This window comes from Nostoc sp. LEGE 06077, assembly GCF_015207705.1.
Classification (GTDB): Bacteria; Cyanobacteriota; Cyanobacteriia; order Cyanobacteriales; family Nostocaceae; genus Nostoc_B.
In genome coordinates this window covers 1-22,201 of record NZ_JADEWI010000084.1, presented here as the reverse complement: position 1 = coordinate 22,201, position 22,201 = coordinate 1, and the positions used below count along the sequence as shown (strand labels likewise).

At 40.8% G+C, this 22,201-nt stretch carries 16 protein-coding genes and 1 pseudogene; 10 read left to right on the top strand and 7 right to left on the bottom strand.

The window, feature by feature from the left end:
• Nucleotides 1-215: 215 nt before the first annotated feature.
• From IQ244_RS30175 to IQ244_RS30165, 3 genes are all read right to left on the bottom strand, one after another.
• A complete protein-coding gene (locus IQ244_RS30175; RefSeq protein WP_193900363.1) occupies nt 216-482 on the bottom strand; it encodes a hypothetical protein in 267 nt (88 codons plus the stop codon).
• Between the two features lie 15 nt (nt 483-497).
• Complete coding sequence (locus IQ244_RS30170) at nt 498-1,232, bottom strand: DUF1995 family protein (protein WP_193900362.1); 735 nt, start codon at nt 1,230-1,232, stop codon at nt 498-500.
• Nucleotides 1,233-1,319: 87 nt separating this feature from the next.
• Nucleotides 1,320-2,174 carry an oxygenase MpaB family protein gene (locus tag IQ244_RS30165; protein WP_193900361.1) on the bottom strand — a complete coding sequence of 285 codons (855 nt, stop codon included), beginning with the start codon at nt 2,172-2,174 and terminating at the stop codon, nt 1,320-1,322.
• A 109-nt stretch (nt 2,175-2,283) separates the two neighbouring features.
• Between IQ244_RS30165 and IQ244_RS30160 the strand changes: the two genes are divergently transcribed.
• The 4 genes and pseudogenes from IQ244_RS30160 (at nt 2,284) to IQ244_RS30145 (ending at nt 4,870) form a co-directional block, all read left to right on the top strand.
• Complete coding sequence (locus tag IQ244_RS30160; protein ID WP_193900360.1) at nt 2,284-2,889, top strand: TetR/AcrR family transcriptional regulator; 606 nt, start codon at nt 2,284-2,286, stop codon at nt 2,887-2,889.
• 109 nt (nt 2,890-2,998) lie between these two features.
• Nucleotides 2,999-3,265 (top strand): annotated as a pseudogene (locus tag IQ244_RS30155) (tautomerase family protein); the annotation flags it as partial.
• A gap of 146 nt (nt 3,266-3,411) precedes the next feature.
• Nucleotides 3,412-4,080: a glutathione S-transferase family protein gene (locus tag IQ244_RS30150; RefSeq protein WP_193900359.1), complete on the top strand. Its 669-nt coding sequence runs from the start codon at nt 3,412-3,414 to the stop codon at nt 4,078-4,080.
• Between the two features lie 148 nt (nt 4,081-4,228).
• Nucleotides 4,229-4,870, top strand: a complete 642-nt coding sequence (locus tag IQ244_RS30145; protein ID WP_193900358.1) for a hypothetical protein — start codon at nt 4,229-4,231, stop codon at nt 4,868-4,870.
• Between the two features lie 17 nt (nt 4,871-4,887).
• Here the strand turns inward: IQ244_RS30145 and IQ244_RS30140 are convergent, their stop codons facing one another.
• Complete coding sequence (locus tag IQ244_RS30140) at nt 4,888-5,856, bottom strand: CHAD domain-containing protein (protein ID WP_193900357.1); 969 nt, start codon at nt 5,854-5,856, stop codon at nt 4,888-4,890.
• Between the two features lie 571 nt (nt 5,857-6,427).
• On the bottom strand, nt 6,428-6,832 hold the full coding sequence (locus IQ244_RS30135; protein ID WP_193900356.1) for an NIL domain-containing protein: 405 nt from the start codon (nt 6,830-6,832) through the stop codon (nt 6,428-6,430).
• Nucleotides 6,833-6,919: 87 nt separating this feature from the next.
• On the opposite strand from IQ244_RS30135, the gene IQ244_RS30130 reads away from it, so the two are divergent.
• A complete protein-coding gene (locus IQ244_RS30130) occupies nt 6,920-7,516 on the top strand; it encodes a thioredoxin family protein (RefSeq protein WP_193900364.1) in 597 nt (198 codons plus the stop codon).
• A 362-nt stretch (nt 7,517-7,878) separates the two neighbouring features.
• Here the strand turns inward: IQ244_RS30130 and IQ244_RS30125 are convergent, their stop codons facing one another.
• Together IQ244_RS30125 and thrC are read right to left on the bottom strand one after the other, a co-directional pair.
• Nucleotides 7,879-8,154: a MoaD/ThiS family protein gene (locus IQ244_RS30125; protein ID WP_193900355.1), complete on the bottom strand. Its 276-nt coding sequence runs from the start codon at nt 8,152-8,154 to the stop codon at nt 7,879-7,881.
• Between the two features lie 45 nt (nt 8,155-8,199).
• A complete protein-coding gene (gene thrC, locus IQ244_RS30120) occupies nt 8,200-9,504 on the bottom strand; it encodes a threonine synthase (RefSeq protein WP_193900354.1) in 1,305 nt (434 codons plus the stop codon).
• Nucleotides 9,505-10,129: 625 nt separating this feature from the next.
• On the opposite strand from thrC, the gene IQ244_RS30115 reads away from it, so the two are divergent.
• The 5 genes from IQ244_RS30115 to IQ244_RS30095 all read left to right on the top strand — a co-directional run bounded on the left by IQ244_RS30115 (nt 10,130) and on the right by IQ244_RS30095 (nt 21,960).
• Complete coding sequence (locus IQ244_RS30115; protein WP_193900353.1) at nt 10,130-12,682, top strand: beta strand repeat-containing protein; 2,553 nt, start codon at nt 10,130-10,132, stop codon at nt 12,680-12,682.
• Nucleotides 12,683-12,706: 24 nt separating this feature from the next.
• Nucleotides 12,707-13,270, top strand: coding sequence for a hypothetical protein (locus IQ244_RS30110; RefSeq protein WP_193900352.1), 564 nt, complete (start codon nt 12,707-12,709; stop codon nt 13,268-13,270).
• A gap of 124 nt (nt 13,271-13,394) precedes the next feature.
• The gene (locus IQ244_RS30105; protein ID WP_193900351.1) at nt 13,395-14,921 is read left to right on the top strand and encodes a DUF11 domain-containing protein; all 1,527 of its coding nucleotides are present in this window, start codon (nt 13,395-13,397) and stop codon (nt 14,919-14,921) included.
• Nucleotides 14,922-14,924: 3 nt separating this feature from the next.
• Complete coding sequence (locus tag IQ244_RS30100; protein ID WP_193900350.1) at nt 14,925-18,569, top strand: TonB-dependent receptor; 3,645 nt, start codon at nt 14,925-14,927, stop codon at nt 18,567-18,569.
• Between the two features lie 181 nt (nt 18,570-18,750).
• Nucleotides 18,751-21,960, top strand: coding sequence for a lamin tail domain-containing protein (locus IQ244_RS30095; protein WP_193900349.1), 3,210 nt, complete (start codon nt 18,751-18,753; stop codon nt 21,958-21,960).
• Nucleotides 21,961-22,201 lie beyond the last annotated feature (241 nt).

Below are 22,201 nucleotides of genomic sequence, written 5' to 3'. Positions count from 1 at the left end.
TAGATGAATTGAGGCATTTTATCTGGAAGCGTTTAGAGAAATTCAACACATCAATCGTTGCTTCTATTACAGGTTGGGATTTTATTCTTGATGCTTTATTTGCATCAGATTTTTCGTGAATTGGTATGACAGGGGACAAGGGACAGAGTTAAAAGTCTTTTATTTTCTAAGTTTTATCGCTTACCGATGTCCTAACTAACTTGGCTACAGCTATATCAAAAATGAATAAAAATTTCTGTAAGGGCGAAGTTTACGCCCTTACATTTGGGGCTACGGTGTACACACAAATGTTCGTTGAGTGCATCTGTCCCGCCTCGGAATGAATTCCGAGTCTCATAGCGCAAGTCATCTGAAGATGACTCAACCAAAAATGTCTTCCAGTCCACGCTTTGTGGACTTTGGCTATGAGCCTGGAACTTTAGTTCTAGGCGGGATACGGTTTCAGACTGCAAATTTTCGACTTGTGTGTACACGGTAGACATTTGAGTAGGGCGTTACTAACTACTCAACGCTTTGATAAACCGTTGCAAACTCTTAAACACACTGGGTTTTTTCACAGGTGCAGCATCAGTTGATGTCTGCCCTTGTCCCTGCATGAGAAGATAATCTATATCATCACCCGATGGTTTTTTAGGTAGTTCGGCAATTTTTTCCCAAGTTTCGCCTTTTTGTACCAAAACTTCCCACTGGCCGGGATAGCAGCGAAATACAGCGGTGTTTTCATCAACTGGACGCAGGTAGTAACAAGATTCAATGGTATTAAGAAAACGCTCACGAATTTGTCTAGCAGCGTAACCAATACCCACAGTACCAGAATCTTCTAGCCGTGGGTTCAACATCACGAAAGCGCGATCGCCGATAATTTCACAAACTTTTTCTAGTTGCGGTACTTCCACAGCCGTGGGGGAAACAAATAAGAAAATTTCATCTTCTGGTTGAATTTTAGACTGAATAGAGGCAGCCCTACCTGTACCGATATCAATAATTTGAAATGGTGCATCTACCCAATCACGCCGGGCTAAGGCTGCACCACCAGCATCGGCAAAGAAAACCTTCAACCGAGACTCATATTCAGCAAATAGCGGTATAAATTGTTCTGCTACGGGCATAGGTTTGAGTTCGGGGAACAGCAACTCAACTTGCACACGATTGTAACCATCTGCCAAAGCAGCTTTTGTCGCCTCACGGGCTTGAGCGATCGCATCTTCAAGAGTATCAGGAAGTTGAGTCATAGTTAATATCGAGTTTGAGAACTTGCATCACCAATGCTTAATTTTTGCAGTTTTACCGCCCAGCGATCGCCTGTTAATCCATAAACCTCATTTACTTCTGTCATCTGGCCCCACCTTAGCTATCTCATAACCTTGGGGATAACTGGGGATAGGAGAATCAATATAAAAATCAGTCTGAGTTCGAGGTGGGAGTAAGTGCATTAATCTGGCGCGGAATTTCAGTATTCTTACCATAGTGGAACGCAACAATGGTGAAGGGTGTTCAAAACCAAAGGCATCAAGCATTGTCTCATCAACTAAAGCATAGATAATCGGTTTCAATGGTTGTCGCATCCAACCAGGAAACCAACTCAAAAATAAAGCGAGGGTTGCTTCTCCGACGCGGCGGTTTGTGTCGGAATAGCGAAAATTTTCCCGTTCGTAGTCGAGTTTATAGCGTTCAAACTCTGCATAGATTTCGGGAATATTTTGAATGTGCATCCGTTTACCTACTTCTCGCCAAAAGTAAAAGCAAGCTAATTTTTCTTGTTCGCACATTAACCGCCAACCAAAATTAGCGTTCCAGTGGATAGGATCATAAATAAAGGTCGAAAGCACATATAAAAAATCGGCGTTGTCAATCTTAAAGCGTCCGTGGATGGCGTTCATCCGTTGCAATGCTTGTTGACCGCGATCGCTCTCATAACCCCATTTGACAATTTCTACCAACAAAATCGATGTGTCGTCATAGCGTTTTTGCGGATGTTGGTAAAATTCTTTTGTCTTATCGAGTAATTTAGAAATGCTGGGAACGCAGTAAGTTCGCATTAAGGCCAATTCAAGCGATCGCTGCATTTCCCAAGAAAATTCATAACCCGACATCAGGTGATATATCTGGCTATGGTCTTTTACTGGGTCAAGTTGCTGAATCTGATTCAGGTTTTGATAGCGATTGGGAAGCATCTTGATCAATTACGATAACTGTATTTATTGTTAATCATCTCTGTCGGGATTGATTTGTCACTATTTATCATGTTATTTTTAATCAGACCAATTGGTCTGTAATGCTTTTATGTCCAAAGGCGAAGAAACAAAGACTCGAATTCTCCAACAAGCGGCGGAACTGTTTAACCAACAAGGATATGCGGGTTCGTCTATTTCAGATATTATGCGTGTTACCGGATTGCAGAAAGGAGGAATTTACAATCACTTTTCTAGCAAAGATGAATTAGCACTCCAAGCCTTTGATTTTGCGATCGCCCTTGTCAGTCAGCGGACAAGAGCCGCAGTTCGCAGTAAGCATGATGCAATTGAACGCCTGGACGCGATTATGGAAGTATTTAGCAGCTTTGTTGAGCATCCACCAATTAAAGGCGGTTGTCCATTGTTGAATACAGCGATCGAGAGTGATGATACTCATCCAGCATTGCGCGATCGGGCGCAACAAGCAATGAACTCTTGGCTGAACTTAATTTCTCAAATTATTACCAAGGGAATTGATAGAGGTGAAATTCGCCCAGAAGTAAGTGCTGATGAAGTTGCAACTATTATGATTGCAACTTTAGAAGGCGCGATAATGATGAGCAAATTATACGACGATGTAATTCACATCCAAAGAATAATTACTCACTTGAAACAGTATATAACCACTAATCTTAAAAGCTATGGTACAAGTTAAAGTATATGGTTTAGCAGATAAACTCAACCCGATTAAATCAGAGTTATCTAATATTATCCATACTTCACTAATTGAAATTATCAAAGTTGCTCCGTAAAAGAAATTCCAGCGATTTTTTCCCTTAGAATCAGAAAATTTTTACTATCCTAACGACAGGTCAGATAATTATCTAGTTATCGAAATTAGTATGTTTGAGGGACGTTTCGTAGAAACAAAAAAAGGGCTAATTCGGAAACTAATTAAAGATATTCACGAAACCTGTGATATTTCTGTTAACGATATTGAAATTACTCTTTTTGAAACACCAAAATCTAACTGGGGTGTTAGGGGGACAATCGGAGACGAATTAAATTTGAATTACAAGGTAGAAGTTTAAATTGATACTTTCCCCGTAATTATCCAATGTAGATAATTATGGCTATTAAAAGACTGTTTGGTCTTTTAATATAAGTTTAGGAGGAAAGTTAATTTTTTTGTATAATTACAAACCTTTCGGTCTTTTATTGTGAGGAATATTGAGTTATGTTGAAGTTTTACTACAATCCAATTTCTCCTAATGCGCGGCGTGTATGGCTAACTTTACTAGAAAAAGAAATTGCTTTTGAGCCGATATTAATGAACTTAGATGGCGATCAATTACAAGCAGAATTTTTACAAGTTAATCCTTTTCATCATATTCCAGTGCTAGTTGATGATGACTTACAAATAGTCGAATCCCTAGCAATTATGGACTATTTAGAAGCGAAGTATCCGATACCTTCACTGCTACCCAAAGAGGCGCAAGCTTTAGCAAAAGTGCGGATGGTGCAGTATGTGACTGCTAATGAATTATTTCCCCAAATAGTCTCATTAATTTATGAAAATGCAGACTCACCGCAATTTCTGAAAGCCAAACAGCATATAGATAAAGTACTGCTATTTTTTACAGAGGTATTGGATAATTCTCTCTACTTTGGCAGTCAACAGCTAACTTTAGCAGATATTGTGGCTGGTATAGCTGTGTCTTCTTTACCCAGTTTAGGCATTAACTTGAATCATTATCCCAAGATAAATAAATGGATTGAGCGACTGATACAACGTCCAGTCTGGCAAAAAACAAAATTGAGTGTTGATGACTTTGAACAGTTCAAACGGCGAGTCAGAATTTTAGTAAAATTGCGTAGGCGCGAATTCAATCAGGGAAAGCGATGATTTGGAAATGCGATCGCTAAAAGCCTGATTAGCAACACGGTGAATGCTAGTCTGAGATAACCTGCATAAACTCATAACCCGACACCTATTGATTGAGTGAAGGGATGAAACCCTCACACCAAACACTCACACCAAAAGGAAAGCGGTTATGAAAACACATATTTTATTGAGTCTTGCTTGTTCTCTGTCTTTGTTAGGCGCAGTTACATCACCCACTTATGCTCAAACAGTTCCAGCTGTAGAAGCTCAACCACAAACCGTCAGTTCCGAAATCACCATTCCCCAAGACACGGCAATTATCGTTTCGTTTCCCGCGTCTGTTACTGTAGATGTTGGGCAAAAGAAAGATTATCCTTTGACTCTTCCTTTAGCTAGTGCGATTAAAGATTCTCAAGGTAATATTATTGCGCCTGAAAATACTCCTGTAAGTATAGTTTTAAAACCAAAAGAAGGGGGAGCAAAAATTGTGGCACAGTCATTAGTAATTAACGGACGAATTGTCACAATTAAAGCAGCCAGTCAGGTTATTCCTAGTACTACCATTACTCATAAGCGAGCTAATGATAAAGCAGTCGAAAATGGTTCTGTTTGGGGGAGAATTGGCGGTAGTACTTTAGGCTTTCTCAGCCAAGGAGATCCAGAGCAATTTGATCGAGGAGCTATGTTAGGAAGTGCTGTGGGATTGGTGACAGGTTTACGTTCCGCAGAAAATACCCGAATTGTGCAAATTCCTCATAGCAGTGTATATGTCTTATCCCTAGAGGCTCCTGTTAGTTTAACTCCTCGTTAATAGAAACAAACAAAATTTTAAGCTGCTTGCAAGATAGCTAAACGAAAATCATTTCTATTTTTCACTATCAAGTATCTTTCTTGCAAAGGTTGCCACTGCTGCCATAATTGGTAACGATTTTCTGCTAATAAATTAGCAAGTGTGGGCAAATGAGTATTAAATTCTGACTTAAAAATATCTGTCAGCCACTCTCCCATAACTACACTGTCTTGAATACTACCCAAAATGTCTTGAATACTTTTTACTTCTGCAATATAAGCTGAGTAAGATTCAGGATATAAGTCAGCGAATAATTCCATTTGATAACGCACACGTTTTGCTTGTTTGCGTAGATCATGAACAGTATCACCTTTATTCGTTAAATGTTGTTCTATTTTCTCGGCTTTCCAGTCAGTCCGAATCTTCACTTCCGATTCGATGACTTGGGTTCCCACTAGCCATCCTGGATGTAGGAAGAAAATACTTACTTCAGGTAATAGTAAATCAGGTAGTACTTGCTGAATTGGTAAAGAGGCTAAAGATTGATAACTCGGTTTTTCTAACCACTCTTCTAATGTTTGTTTAAAAGATTTATATGGTTCATCCTTAAGTGTATTCAACACATCAGCTAATGCAACTTCTCGCTGTTGTGCTAAAGCATGAAAAACTTTATGGAGAGATTTCTGTTCTTTATTTGGTAATTTTGGTTGGTAAAGGGTTTCTAAATTTTCTTTTAGTACATCCAAGTCTCGTAGGCTACCAAGACAACGAGAAATTTTACCAATCTTTTTATCGCTGGCTGGCTTTGGCAAATTGAGTACTAAATCAAATCTACTTACTGTGGTGCGAAGACGGCGCATTCCAACACGCATTTGGTGTAGCGCTTCGGGATCTTCATCTTTTTTTACAGTTTTTTCGTATTTTAAAGTTTTACTAAAATGCTTTTGAATCGCTTCGTGAGCATATTCCCCTAAAGTTTTTACTGTGGTTTTTGTAGCTATTTTCATAATTAATAGCAATTAGATACTTAATTGGGTGATTGCATAATAGCATTAGTTAAAAATTTATATCTATCTTTTGATATGCTTTTTAAACTTACAGCTATGACAACAGGTATTCATATTAACATTGGATATTTATTTTTTGTCACGAAATATAATTAAAAATTGGAGCAGAACCCAATTTTCAGCTATTAGGAATAATTCTAATTATGGGTATTAATTTATTATCTGCTTGTCAATACCCTCACGGATTAAATTTGCCGTTAAATTTACTTAATAAGAAGTGGCACAATCAGGCAATACGGTTCAGTTAAGGTAATGAGATGTGATTTCTCAATTTCTGCTTACCTATCAGACAATGAGCAAGATTTGGGGGAGAATCCCCCAAACCCCCAATCGAGGGACGGTTGCGTCCCCCAAACCCCCTCCAAAATAATTCTTTCGTTTTTTGTTGAATAATTATTTGTTGGTTTTGTTGTGATTTAGTTTTCTTATCTGAACCGTATTGCACAATCAGGGAAGTTGCTAATGGCATCAATTTAAAAGGGAACAAGGAAGGTTTCGGATGAGTTAAAGCTTAAAGGTTGGTAGAAATCGCTTGCACAGGACAAGTTGGAATACACTGTTCACAAACAATGCAGCGCGATCGCGTGAATGTCAGCTTGTACGTTTCTGGGTTCAGACTCAGTGCTTCTGTTGGACATACCCCAGTACACAAGCCACAGTCAACACAGATATCTTCATCAATGGCAATTTCTCCCAAACTCGAAGAAACACCAATATGGCGCGATCGCATCCATTCAATTGCTGCATCTAACTGATCGATGTCTCCTGAGAGTTCTACCACCAGTTTGCCGATTTGATTAGGGGCAACTTGGGCGCGGATAATATTGGCAGCTACGTTAAAATCTTTTGCCAGTACGTAAGTTACAGGCATTTGAATGGCACGCTTAGGAAATGTCAGAGTAACTCGTTTTTTCACAGGTTTAAGCAGGTAGAGGCGGACATACAAAAAGAAAGCGATAAACTAACATAGTGGCAATAGTTAATAAGTATGAATAAATTTCCTATGACTACAGAAGCACCCGTTAATTCTCCCGCCAAGCCGGAATCTACATTTGGGACACGTTTGAGAAACTTCTTAATTGTAATAGTAGCGATCGCCCTCAGCGTTGCCCTCGTCTTAGGGTTACGAACTGAAAGTAATTCTACCTCTATTGCAGAGTTGGGTAAAAACTCTACCCCCTTTGATGTGGCGTTGAGTAATGGTAAACCATCAATCGTTGAGTTTTACGCTGACTGGTGTACTGTCTGCCAAAAAATGGCCCCAGACATAGCACAACTAGAACAGCAGTATGCCGACAAAGCAAATTTTGTCATGCTGAACGTTGATAATAACAAATGGTTGCCAGAAATGTTGAAATATCGGGTAGATGGCATTCCCCATTTTGTATTTTTAACTAAAGATGGAGAAAGCATAGCCCAGGCGATCGGTGATATACCCCGTACTATTATGGGCAATAATGTCGAAGCATTAGTAGCCGGTACGCCTTTACCTTATGCCCAAGCAAGCGGTAAAACTTCTAAAGTTTCCACCCCAGTGGTACCAAAAGGCCAAGATGATCCTCGGAGTCATGGTAGTCAGGTGGTAAAGAAAGACAAGTAGTACAGCAGTTACCAATTACATAAGCTGTACCTCTAAAGATCCAGACACGCCATAAATCAATACGGTTCAGTTAAGAAAGTTTTCTTGTCTGGATAAGGAAACAGGGAATAGTAAAAGATACAAAAGCTTATCGGAACCGTATTGCGCTATAAATTAGACGTTAAAAATAACATTACAGGATGAATCCGATCAATGGATCATCCTCTTTTTAGCTCAATATAATTTTGGCATAAAAAACTTACCCAGCTTTGTGGACTGGGTAAAAGATTTATCTTCCACACACAGGAAGAAACAGGGAATAGTTTTTTGCTGTATTGACTTAATGTAGAAAGTCGAATTTGAGGAACTTAAACTTTAACGTATCAACCACCTGCAACAGCGGGGACAATACTCACTTCATCACCATCTTTCAATGATGTCTCTGTTCCCTCTAAAAAGCGAATGTCTTCGCTATTAACATACAAGTTTAAAAAACGTCGTGGTTTTCCGTCGTCATCACACAGGCGAGACTTTATCCCAGGACAATTTTTTTCTAAGGAATCGAACAACTCGGAAATATTATTACCGCTGCATTCTATAACAGCTTTGTTATCTGTGAACTTTTGGAGAGCGGTAGGAATTAAAACAGTAACAGCCATATTTGAAGTGTGAAGTGTGAAGTGTGAAACAAAGCCTGAATAAATTTAGACTAGAACTTGTTGCCATTCTAAGCGGTCAAGGGTGCGAGAACGTTCTAGCGCACGTTCAAAACTATCGAGTTTGGCATCAATTGTCAACGGTTCGCCAACGTAACCTTGAATTGCTTCTTGGGTTTTTAAACCATTACCAGTGATATAAACTACGGTAGTTTCGTCAGGATCAATCTTGCCAGCTTCTACCAATTTTTTCAGCACGGCGACGGTTGTACCGCCTGCTGTTTCTGTAAAGATACCTTCGGTTTCTGCCAGCAGCTTGATACCTTCAATAATTTCTGCATCGGTGACTGATTCTATATTACCGCCTGTCTTCTTGGCGATTTCAACAGCATATACACCATCTGCGGGATTCCCAATTGCGATCGATTTAGCAATTGTATTTGGTTTCACAGGCTTAATAAAGTCGCGGTCTTCTCTAAAGGCTTGAGCGATGGGAGAACAACCTTCAGCTTGTGCGCCGCTGAAGCGAACATTTTTACCTTCTACCAAACCAACTTCGACAAATTCTTTGAAGCCTTTATAGATTTTGGTAAACAGCGAACCAGAAGCCAGAGGCGCAACTATATGATCTGGTAATTCCCAACCAAGTTGTTCTGCAACTTCAAAGCCGAGAGTTTTGGAGCCTTCCGAGTAATAAGGGCGCAGATTAATGTTCACAAAGCCCCAACCATGTGTATTCGCCACTTCCGAACACAGACGGTTCACTTGATCATAGTTGCCTTTGACAGCCATAAGAGTTGGGCTGTAAATCAAGCTACCGAGAACTTTACCTGCTTCTAAGTCGGAGGGAATAAAGACACAGCAGTCTAAACCTGCATGGGCAGCGATCGCCGCTGTAGAATTAGCTAAGTTACCAGTACTAGCACAAGATACTGTGGTAAAACCTAATTCTCTTGCGCGAGACAGCGCCACGGATACCACCCGATCCTTGAAGCTGAGGGTAGGCATATTGACGGCATCATTTTTAATGTAAAGCTTGTTCAGTCCTAGGCGACGTGCCAAGCGCTGGGAACGCACCAAAGGAGTCATCCCGGTTCCCACATCAATTACATTGTCAGTTGCTACAGGTAAAAATTCACGATAGCGCCAAATTGAATTTGGCCCTGCTTGGATTTTTTCGCGGCTAACACTCAGGCGAATATTGTTGTAGTTATATTTCACTTCCAACGGCCCAAAGCAAAACTCACAAACATGACTGGCTTTGAGTTCGTATTCTGCACCACATTCCTTACACTTCAAAGCTTCTAAGGTGGCTGTGGTTGTTTGGGTGTGTGTGGAGGTTGCCTGAGTCATAGCGATCGCTTTCCCTGTTTGTCCGTCAACTGTCGCTTGATACTATCACGAGTAAAAATACCAGTCAAACATACCCGACTATTTTTGTCGGGTATTGTTGAGCCATCTACTATTTTTCTTGAGCGAACAAAAATCTATTTTTCTGATTGTTCAGCACTCAGTATTACGGTATTCAACTAATAGTTAAGTATCAAAAATTAGAAATATCTTGATTTTCTTTCAAGAGAAAATACTTAGTATTTTTAAGTATGAATTTTTGATATACCAGTATTTCAACTGTTTTTTAATTGGAGATGGTTGATTTACTTTTGTTATTGTTACGCAATATTGATGTAACAAGTAATAGCCGAAGTGTCAGTATTTGAAACCGCTCTTAAGTAAAATTTATTACTTGTATTTATGTGTTACTACATGAGATGAAACTAGTATTCCCAAGTGATTCGAGATTGCTTTAGTATCGGTTCCTTTGGATTTTAGATTTTGGAAGGATTGATTTATCGGCTTTTCAGCAATTCATTTTTCAAATTGGTCTTACAGCAAATTTGAATTTGCATAATTTAAGCGTATTTTGCACTGACTCTTATCGAAATTTATCAGGCTGCACCGTATCAAGCGACTACACCCAATGAAATCTCGTTATCGAATTAAAAAGACTAAAAACTGCATATTTCACAATACTTTAGTAGCAACAGTATTTTTAGCTAACGGGTTTTTCTTGGTCTCCCCAGTGTTAGCTCAAACTACGCCAACCGCAGCTGGTTCAACTATTGACAACCAAGCGACAGCCACCTACGAAGACCCCAATAATCCCAACGTACCAATTAACAGTACTTCTAACACCGTAACCGTCACAGTAGCGGAAGTAGCGGGAATCTCCGTTGTCGCTGGTACACCTGAAGATGATAACGGTGGAAGTATCCAAACAGGCGATATTATATATTTTCCATTTACCATTACCAACGTCGGTAACGACCCGACTAAGTTCCAAATTCCCACTCAAGCTGGTATTACCGGCCCAGGTACACAAGGCACACTACAATATAGTACTGACAGTGGGGCATCATGGACAAATGTTCCCAATGGAGGCTTCACTACATCTTCCATAGCTGTGAATGGCACGATACTAGTCAGAGTACCAGTCACAGTTAATTCTGGTGCAACATCAGGTCAAACCATCAAAGTTACTTTAGGGGAAACTAACCCGGCTGAAACTGCAACAAACTCACCTCGTAGCGGCTCAATTAATGACGCTAGAGACATTTATACGGTAGATAACGATAACTCGGATGGTATATCTGGAGAAATTACAGGTTCACCCGTTAACGGTGTCGTAGAAGGTAGCGCATCCGCCAGTATTACCATTAATCCGAAGAATTATTCTTTGGCTACCATCTTCAAAACTCGTGGTACTTATAACAATCAGAATACCCTCGGAGACATCACAGACGATACCATCAACTACAACTTAAGTTTGCAAGTTAGGTCTACTGATAACACCGGACAAAACATCACTCCGTCAGCTTTAGCTGGTTCTGATGTCCCTGGTCTGAGTGGCAAAAATATCTTAGTTGCTGATGCAATTCCCTTGGGAACACAACTAGCAGTCTCACCTACTGCTCCCAGCGGTTGGACTGTTGTTTATTCTACTAGTTTGCCCTCCACACCCGCTAATAGTGCTACTTGGACAACCTCAGCACCAAACTTATCTCAAGTCACTCGTGTTGGTTTTATTAAACCCACTACAGATGGTAATTCAGCCACTTACCTTGCTGCGGCTGATGCCCAATTAACCCAATTCTCCATTCAGGTCAAAGTTAAAGCTGGAGAGACACCACCTTTAACCATTGCCAACATCGCCCAAGTATTTGGTAAAACACCAGGAACAGATGCGCCTGTGTTCGACGAGTCTGGTGATCAAAATCCCAGTAACTTTAATGGAATCTCTGGTAATATGACACCCCCATCAAACACAGATACAAATGGGGATGGCGTACCAGACCAGTTACCACCGACTGTACCTGATGGTTATATTGATAATTCAAATGATTTAGCTGCAACTGGAACTGATACTGCTGGTAACAATACTGGCGATACTGAAAATACAACCGCCAACTCTGGAGGTGAAGCCAACGTATTCACCATCGATGTTATTTTACTGCTCAATGGGCCAAACGGTTCTCCAGAAGCAGTAGGGCCGAGCAATAACAATGATGACTTCACGAATAAATCTTCCGATGTTCCGACAGGTTTAACTCCAGGTTCAACATTTGATCCAGACCCAGTTACTTTTACTAACACAATTAAAAATACAGGTAATCAACCAAAAAATATCTCTTTACTACCTACGCTACCAGCTAACCCAGATGACTTGCCTAACGGTACAGTTGTGACTATCTCTGCTAATGGTGGAATATCGGCTACTTATACATACAATAACGGGGTTTTTACATTTACAAGCGGCGCTGGTTCTGTAGGCGGAAACCTAATTAGTGGTACAAACCCCATCCGCATTGATGGAGTAGCCGCAAATGGAACGGCCAACTATAGTGTCACTGTTGACTTACCTACAGATACGCCACTTTCAACCGATCCTGGTATTGAACGTGGCTTCCCTGTACCAATTACAGCATTTATCGACACTGATGGTGATGGTTTAGCCGTCGATGAACGAGCAACAAACATCACTATTAATCGTGTATACACAGGTTTCTTGCAACTAATCAAACAGTCACGGGTTTTAAAAGGAACTGGTCCGGCCGTTCAAGGTACTGATGGGACTTTGAGTACAACTGCAAAGAAACCAGCACCAGGAAACATTATTGAGTACGTTATTCAGTACAAAAATATCTCTGAACCACCGCCAGGAAGTGGGAGTAATAATGTAATTTTGAATGCTGACAAAGTGGTGATTACAGAAGATGGCACTGTAATTCCCAATAATTGGGCGCAAGATAACGACAGTAATGGCGCAATTGATACTAGCCATGTTGCTGGCTCGGCGCAAGATTCTGGAGGAACAATCACATTTTTTAGTGGGAATCCAGCTACTACTAATGCTACTAACACAACTAGCGGGACTTCTGTGACTACTGATGTCACTAAATATGTAGATACCGTTAATAGTAGCGTTGCTCCTGGTGTGACAAGAACATTTACCTTTCAACGCAAAGTTAACTAATAGTAATTTATCAGGGTGACTAAAATGAAACAGATTTTTATTCCAGGAATTGGGGCAAGTTTATTGCTGATGACATCTGCATTTATGAATGATGTATCAGGCGTAAAGTATGGATGGCAAACGAACAGTGTAGTAGCACAAACTCCTCAAAAACCACCAGCTTTAAAGTTAGTATTGGCAGCAGAAAGGCGGGTATTGCTTAAGGATCAACAAGGTAAGCAAAAGATAAACTGGCAGGGTTTGAATAATCAAGAAATCGTCAAACCAGGAGATATATTACGCTATACCTTGATTGGAGAAAATAGTAGCGATCGCCCACTGAAAAAACTTAATTTTAATCAACCTATTCCTAAAGGTATGGTTTATGTTTTGCAATCGGCTAATTTTACTGGTGATGTCAAGATTAGCTACAGCATTGATAACGGAAGCAGCTTTGTCAAAAATCCCACAATTAAAGTTACTCTACCTAACGGCAATGTAAAAATGCAACCTGCACCCGCTAGTGCTTATACACATATTCGCTTTTATAGCCCAGTAATTGCCGCAAAAACTACACTCAAATTCACTTATCAAACTCAAGTTAAATAAAAATAATCAGAGTTTGCAAATTTCACATTTAATACTTCATCACTTTTTTACCAATTAGCCTTTACAACTTAAATATTAATTTTTAAAATGTAAATCCATCTACTAAAAATGGCATTGCAAGTAAATGAAATCAGGAAGTATTGCACGAAGGCAAAAGCAGATTATTTTTAGTAGCAAACGGCAAGATAAATTGTCTAGATTTATTATATTTGTTGGTTTTCTTACTACGATTTTGCCTTTAAAAGCAACAGCACAACAAGCAACAAAGGATATTGTTAATCAAGCTAGTTATACTTATACAGATTCAAGCAGCAATATTCAATATCAAGGAGTATCTAGCGAACTTAAACTATTAACTAATTCTATTATTTCAACTAGTAAATCAGGAACTATTTTAGGTTGTGCTGGTACAGCTTTAGCAGATTATACAGGGTTTTCTGTAGGCTTATATGAATCAAATACTAATGATCCCACAGGCACTGAATTAGGCAAAATAGTACCTTTAACTCAGACAGAGTTGCCAGATATTCCTAATAATAGTATTGCTGGCGGTCAGACCCCCAATATTGAAAATGCTAATCCTTTTTTCTTAAAAAATAGCCCAGCAGGTGTTTACAACCTGCTTCTTGACCCGAATAAAGGTCAAACTGAGGTAGGTAAAACTTACATTTTGGTAATTAATCCACCACAAAATTCTAGTTACCAACAGCGGCGGATTAAAATTCAAATTACTGGGGGCAATAGCACTACTAATAACAATATTAAATATGTAGCGACTTCTTTGGATGGGGAACCTTTAAATAGCACAGGTGCAACCAGAATTGAGGACACATTAGTTACGGTTCCGAATGGGGAAATTAACCAAAGTAGTTTATTGACCTTGGGATTTACAGCTAATTTGTGTGCAGCACAGCAGTTACAGATTATTAAAACAGGCGATCGCGCCACGGCAGAACCAGGAGATACAGTTATTTATCGGATATCTGTGAAAAACTTATCCGATATTGGTTTAAATAACTTAGTTGTCACCGATAATTTGCCTTTAGGCTTTCATTTCATCACCAAATCTGTACGCGGCGAGTTGGATGGTCAAACAGTCAGCATCACCACAGAACGCAATGGCAATACAGTCACCTTCCGCACAGATGTAACTATCCCATCTCAAAAAGTGGTGAATATTGCCTACGCGGCTCAACTCACACCTGATGCAGTACGGGGGACTGGTCGCAATAGTGCGATCGCGCGTGTACTCAGAACTGACAACAGCCTAGCTGCTAAAGATGGCCCAGCAACGCACCAATTAGTCATTCGACCGGGGATTGTTGCTGACTGCGGCACAATTATCGGTCGTGTCTTTGAAGATAAAAACTTTGACGGTGAACAGCAAAATGGTGAACCAGGAATTCCCAATGCCGTAATTTTTCTGGAAAACGGTAATCGCATCACCACAGATCCCAATGGCTTGTTTTCTGTCGCCAATGTTTTGCCAGGCAGCCATACAGGAGTACTCGACCTCAGCAGTGTTCCTGGCTATACCTTAGCTCCCAACCGCAAATTCCGCGAACGCAATACGCAATCTCGCTGGGTGCGTCTGGAACCGGGCGGCTTAGTCAGAATGAACTTTGCTGTCACCCCCAGCAGGAGTAAATAAAGTATGAAACCTCAACTACACGGTGTAACTACCTTTAATCTCAGGCTGATGGGTGCTATGGCAGGTGCAATCAGCGTTGTTTTGTGTCCAGCTATAGTGCAAGCACAAACATTCATTCCCGAAACAGAAAATAGTGTCCAGAATCAGTTTCCCTCTGCTTCTACCTTAGCCACGGCAGATAATCAAACTTCTGTGAACACATCCAGAGAAGTTGATGAACTCTCTCAGCCAAATCCTTTGCCACAAGACAGTCAGATTGATAGTTCGTTGCCTGATAATAACGAGCTTACTGCTGTTGAGCTTGCTTTAACAAAAACCACCATACAACCATTTAAGCCAGCAACTGACATTCAAATTCCGAAAAACTTACGTAAAATTGCGGCAGCAGTTGAAAATCAAAATACAGCTATCAAAATTCTCAATCCATCTACTGATAGTGTAGTTGATGTGCCTGCTACTAACGTCAGTGTGCAATTTCCTAGCGGTAGTCAGGTGGAATTGCGCGTCAATAACGTACTCGTAGACTCGTCCTTAGTTGGACAGACAGCGACTGATAGTAATACCAATTTAGTTACACAGACATGGTATGGTGTCTCACTCTCAGCCGGAGAAAATATCATCTCTGCACAAGAGGTAGGTCAACCAGAATCATCTGTAACAGTACGGATAGTAGTGCGGAGTGCGCCAAAAAAACTCACAGTAGAAACAGTTGAAGCTCGGATTCCGGCTGATGGACGTTCGACTGCAACTATCCGTGGGGAATTAATTGATGAAAATGGCAATCGCTCTAACCACGATGCTGTTGTGACTGTGATACCAACGGCGGGAGAGTTAGTCGGAAAGGACTTCAAACCTGATGAACCTGGATTTCAGGTAGAAGCGAAAGCTGGGGAGTTTACCGCCACATTGCGTTCTGATTTAAAAGCTCAAACAGTCCGCATTCGTGCCGCAGCCAATGATTTAGAAGCCTTTACCCAACTGCAATTTGAAACAGCGTTGCGGCCAAGTTTATTGACTGGTGTTATTGATGTCCGTTTAGGTGCCAGAGGTACAGATTATTACAGTAGTTTTCGAGATTTTGTCCGTCCTGACAAAGATACCAGCACCCAATTAGATTTTCACTCAGCGATATTTGCCACAGGTGCAATAGGCGAATGGTTGTTTACAGGTGCATATAACAGTTCCCGCACTCTTAACGAAGATTGTAACTGCGACAACCGTCTATTTAGAAACTACCAATTTAACGAACAAAACTATCCTGTTTATGGTGATAGTTCCAGAACTGATGTTGTTGCACCTTCTATTGATAGTGTATTTTTGCGGTTTGAACGTACTTCTAAAACTCCCAATGCTGCTCCTGATTATTTCATGTGGGGTGATTATGACACAGAAGAGTTTGCCCGCACATCCCAGCAATTTACTTCTATCACTCGTCAATTACATGGGTTTAAAGCCAACTACAACTTTGGGAATTTTCAATTTACAGGCTTATATGGCAATAATCTCGAAGGCTTTCAACGAGATACCATTGCACCTGATGGTACGAGTGGTTATTACTTCCTTTCTAGAAGGTTAGTCATCGCTGGTAGTGAAAATGTTTTTCTGGAATTAGAAGAACTGAATCGCCCTGGTACTGTATTGGAGCGTAAACAACTCAGTCGTGGCCCAGACTACGAAATTGATTACGATCGCGGTACATTAATCTTTCGTGAACCGATTCTCCGCACTGATATAGATAGTACTGGACAAGTCTTAGTCCGACGCATTGTAGTTAGCTATCAATATGACAGTCAAGATTCTGACAGTAATATCTATGCAGGTCGATTGCAATACAACTTCTCCCGTAGTTTGAATCAAGAAAGTTGGTTAGGTGCGACTTTCGTCCAAGAAAATCAAGGAGTACGGGACTTTCAACTCTATGGTGCAGATGCGCTGATTTCTTTAGATAGTAATGGCAGGCTAATTGCTGAATATGCTCATTCCAGCAATGATTCAGAAGTGATTGGTAAAGTCAGTGGTGCCGCTTACCGTCTAGAAGCCGAGGGACAAATTAGCAATGCTATTCAAGGACGTGCTTATTATCGATTTGCTGATACAGGCTTTGCCAATAATGCCACCATTAGCTTTGTACCTGGACAAACCCGCTATGGAGCGCAATTAACCGCTAGACTTTCGCAAAGAACTAATTTTCGGGCGCAATATGACCATGAAGATAATTTTGGTATTGCACCCCAACCGCTAGATACTTTTGAAGAACTATTTGCACCACGTTTGGACGCTACACCAGGGAGTCAAGTTGATAACTCCTTGACAACAATTTCCGCCGGGATTCAACAACGCTTGGGTAAGGCTACCGTTGACGTTGATTGGATTCATCGCCATCGAGAAGATAGGATTCCGGTGAATGCTTTAACGAGTGATTCTCATCAATTGCGATCGCGTCTGACTTTTCCCATCGTTAAAAACCTCACTTTCGCCGCCCAAAATGAACTCACCCTATCTTCCAGTGCAGATACTGTTTACCCAGACCGTACCATCTTGGGCTTGAATTGGGCCGCTATTCCTGGTGTAAATATCAGTCTCGCTCAACAGTTTTATAGTAGCGGTCAACAAAGTGGCAATGCCATCACCAGTTTAAGTATTAATGGCGAGCATAAACTCGGCACAGATACGACTTTGACAGGTCGTTACTCAATTTTAGGAGGTGCAAATCAACTCACTACTCAAGGCGCTATTGGTCTGAATAACCGTTGGAAAATCGCTCCTGGTTTACGGCTGAATCTGGCTTACGAACACGTATTTGGCAGCTTCTTTAACCGCACGGGTGCAGGACAACAATACGCCCAACCTTTTACAGTTGGTCAAGCCGCTTCATCTATAGGGTTTGAGAGTGGCGATAGCTACAGCGTTGGGTTGGAATACAGTGATAACCCTGAGTTTCAAGCGAGTACCCGTTATGAACATCGTACTTCTGCTAGTGGTTCTAATACAGTTATTTCGGCAGCAGCCACAGGCAAAATTTCGCCAGCCCTGACGGCTTTAGCACGTTATCAACAGGCAAATTCAGCCAATCAAAAACTCATAGGTTTAGGTGATACGGTGAACCTCAAATTAGGTTTAGCTTACCGTGACCCCAGTAATGATAAATTTAATGCTTTATTACGGTATGAATACAGAGAAAATCCGGCGGTGATACCTGACACTATTCTATTAGGTAGTGGTACAGGCTCTCAAGACCATACCTTTGCTCTAGAAACCATCTATGCACCTAACTGGCAATGGGAATTTTACGGTAAATATGCTTTGCGGAACAGTACATCTTACCTAGCCAACGATTTAGTCGGGACTAGTAGTGTGAACTTGGGGCAATTGAGAGCTACTTACCGCGTGGGATACAACATGGATTTAGTAGGAGAGGCGCGTTGGATAGGGCAAGGTAATTATAGTGAAACAGGCTTTGTCGTCGAAACTGGTTATTATTTATCGCCTAACTTGCGTTTAGCTGCTGGATATGCTTTTGGGCGAGTTGATGACCGAGATTTTTCAGGTGTGCGTTCCGCTGGCGGCCCTTATTTGGGTTTAACCTTGAAACTCAACGAATTATTTGAAGGTTTTGGACAGCAGAAAATCCCCCCACCACAGCGTTAGAGCCGAGAAATCTAGCTTTTTAACAATTGGTGGTAGATTTAGCGACACTTTGGGAAATCTAAAAGCTAAAGACTTGGTAAATGAGGTAGTCATTTTTCGCCAATAGTATTTCTGAATATACCGGGAATTTAGTGGTGCGATCGCTATCATTCAATTGACATCAGGAGCTAATAACACAGCAATGGATCTACTGCACAGACGAAAATGCTATCAGAGATTATTCAACAGTTTAGGATTATCACTATTAGCTCTAAGTGTTTGCTCACAAACTGTCCGAGCCGAAGGAAGCCGCACACTGTATCCTAGTGGAGCTACGGGTAATCGCGCCAACATCGAATGGCGTAATAGTACTTATGGTAATTTAGTAAAGCGCCGTACCTTACTCAGAGTCTACGCCCAAGCTGGTGAATATATTCTCATGGGGTCTTCGGCAGTCAAGGTTAGTAATGGCAATATTCGGGTATTCAATCCTGGTGCTGTTACAGATCCCGTTGGTAACGAAACAATTCCGGCTGCGGGTTCCGAGGCTTTTAGTTGTGTTGCTCAAACAGGAACAAATACAGGTAAAATTACCAGTCGGACTCTGGAGTTAGCCGGGCCACGTTCTGCTGATGGTACAGGTAACACCAGTGGTTATATACCCTGTGTTTATCAAGCGCCAACAACCGGCGTTTATACAATCGTTTTTTCTGGCCCTCAAGGAGAGAACTCTAACAACGAAACAGTAATCACAGGGGACATTGAGTTAACTAGTGCCAACAATTTTAATAATCAGCAATTTACCAGTGTTGCAGCTTGGGATGTCACAGTCCGCAGCAGTGCAAGCTCAACCACAGATATCAACGGCAGGTTATTCACTTACTATTTTGCCTTTTTTACTGGCGATAACGGTCGATATCTCAATTTTCCCGTTTATCCAGTCACTACAGATGGCTACCAATACAAAATAGAGCTAAGAGGCACAGATCCGAATGGATTCATTCTTTACGGCAACCAAGTAGGATTTTATGATAGCGATGGTAAAACACCTCTTTATCATGATGTTCTGGCAAAAGATAATACCCTGACTCCCCTAGAAGCAGGTACTAGCTTATCTCGGCCACAATATGCCACATTTTTGAATCCTTTAGATACTCAAGCACTGTCATCTATTGATCGCTACCGACCTGACGGTAATTTTGATGGCACTGGTATTCCTCTCAGCCCTACTGTACCCACTGTAAATAGTTTGAATTTTCTAGGTACAGCCACTGGAAATACAAGTTCTTTAGGTACAGGCGGTACTTTTAGTTTCGACACTAACATAACGGGCAACTACGAAATTGTTATTAGTAGAGATGGCTCAAATTTTGACCCCACTAACAGCCAAAACCGTGTGTTAAGAGGTGTGATGAACACATCCGGCTTACAGTCTGTTAGTTGGAATGGTAAAGATAATAGCGGTGACAATTTCCCAGTAGGGGCTAACTATCAAGTTCGCGTCAAAGTTCATGCAGGTGAATACCACTTTCCTTTACTGGATGCAGAGAATAATTTTTCTGGTGGGCCGACAATTACAATGCTGAACAGTACTAATCCACTAGGAAATACCACTGTATTTTATGATGACCGAGGATATACAACAATTGGTGGTAAAAATGTTGGTGTTCCAAATAATGTACTTTGTGGTATTGGTCAACCAAGCCCAGCTTTTAGCGACCCAATTTCTGGGTTTAATAGCAGTAACAACGACCGGAAATTTGGTCAGTTTGGCAATAATGGTAACACTAATGCAAAATGCACTGGTTCTTTTGGAGACAGTAAAGGACTAGATTTATGGACGTTTTATCCCAGTAATAGAGAAACTACACCATTAAATATTATTGACTTTGGTGTAACTATCTCTGGCGCTTTATATGAAGATAGCGATCGCGGAGATGATTTTGATACTGGTGAACCAACTTTACCTGCTGGGATTAATGTCAAACTACTCAACGCTAGTGATAACTCTGTTGTAACTGTAACTACTACTAAGGCAGATGGTACTTACAGCTTTACTGGGGTGGCAAATGGTAGTTATAAAATTCAAGTTGATACTACCAATAGCAACATTCCTACGGGATTTTCTTTGGGTACATCTAATGACTTAGCTGTGACTGTCTCTGGAAGTGCGATAACCAATCAAAACTTCGGCTTTGATGTTTACAAAGTCTCGCCTCAAGCGGGCAAAATCATTATTAATGAAGTGCTATATAACGAAACAGGCTCAGGAAATAGTGCTAGTACAAACGATGAGTTTATCGAACTTTATAATGCTTCTTCTTCACCTGTTGACTTGAGTGGGGTCAAATTAGCCGATGGTAATCTGATTGTTAATAGTGTTGAGGCTCCATCAAATGCCTTTAATTACACATTTCCCAATGGGACAACTCTACAACCAGGACAATACGCCGTTATTTGGATAGGCTCTCAAAACGCTAATACTCAAGCTACAGAAGCAGCGTTTCAAGCTTGGTTAGGGTTTTCCACTCGACTGACTAACGGTGGTGATGATGTCTGGTTATACGATAGCCAGAATCAAATTATTGATTATGTTGCTTACGGTTCTGGTAATGCAATTAGCACACCTCCGCCTAGTTCTCTCAATCTTTGGGACAATACTTATCAATCAAACATTGCTAATGCTGCTGATGCTCAGTCGATTAGCTTAACCCGAAATGGTAATGATACTAACACCAGTGCTTGTTGGGAAGCAACAACTAGTGGTAACGCCAGCAGTAGATGTCCTAGTTATTTACCAACTAGAGATACGGATAATGTAGGTACTAGAGTCACCAGCGTTGGTGTTAATAATAATGGTAGTCCCAAGGTAGTGTTAGTGAAACGCATTACCCGCATTAATAGTGACGATTTAAACGATAGTGTAGATGGTGCTGGTACTGATGATAATGATTCTAAATGGCCGAGTAGTTACTTGCGAGGCAAGATAAATGCTACTGGTGTCAAGCCAGGAGATGAGGTGGAGTACACTATTTATTTCCTCTCTAACGGTAGCAGTAGTGTTACTAATGTGAAATTCTGTGATTTGATTCCAGGGAATACTACTTTTATTCCTACCGCGTTTAATGGTCAAACACCTAATGATGGTGGTTCGGGGGGAAACCAAGGTATTGCAATGGCTATTGGTTCTACTACGCCAACTGTTTATTTTAGTAATGCAGCAGATTCTGATCGAGGAACCTTTTACACAGCGAATGATTCATCTACGCCTACAAGTTGTGGTAGTAATACAAATGGGGCTGTAGCAGTCAATGTGACAAATTCTAGTCTAACTAGCTTACCTGCGGCGACTGGACAAGGCACACCGACTAATTCTTATGGTTTTATTCGTTTCCGTGTCAAGATAAACTGAGCAAGCTTTGTGCGATCGCTGGAGTTGTAAGACTTATATACAAAGTCTGTCTGTAACAACTGGGTATAAGGCAATAAGTTCAGATAAGCTTTTTTGTCTTTTACTGTTCCCTATCCCTCTTCTGTCACTTTCCGAGTATTCTAAATAAAAGGATTAAAAGAAAAAACTCTGGAAGGTAAGCAGGGCAATGGATGTGGAATTACAAATCCTGAAACATTTACGTCGAGACGCTCACCCAACA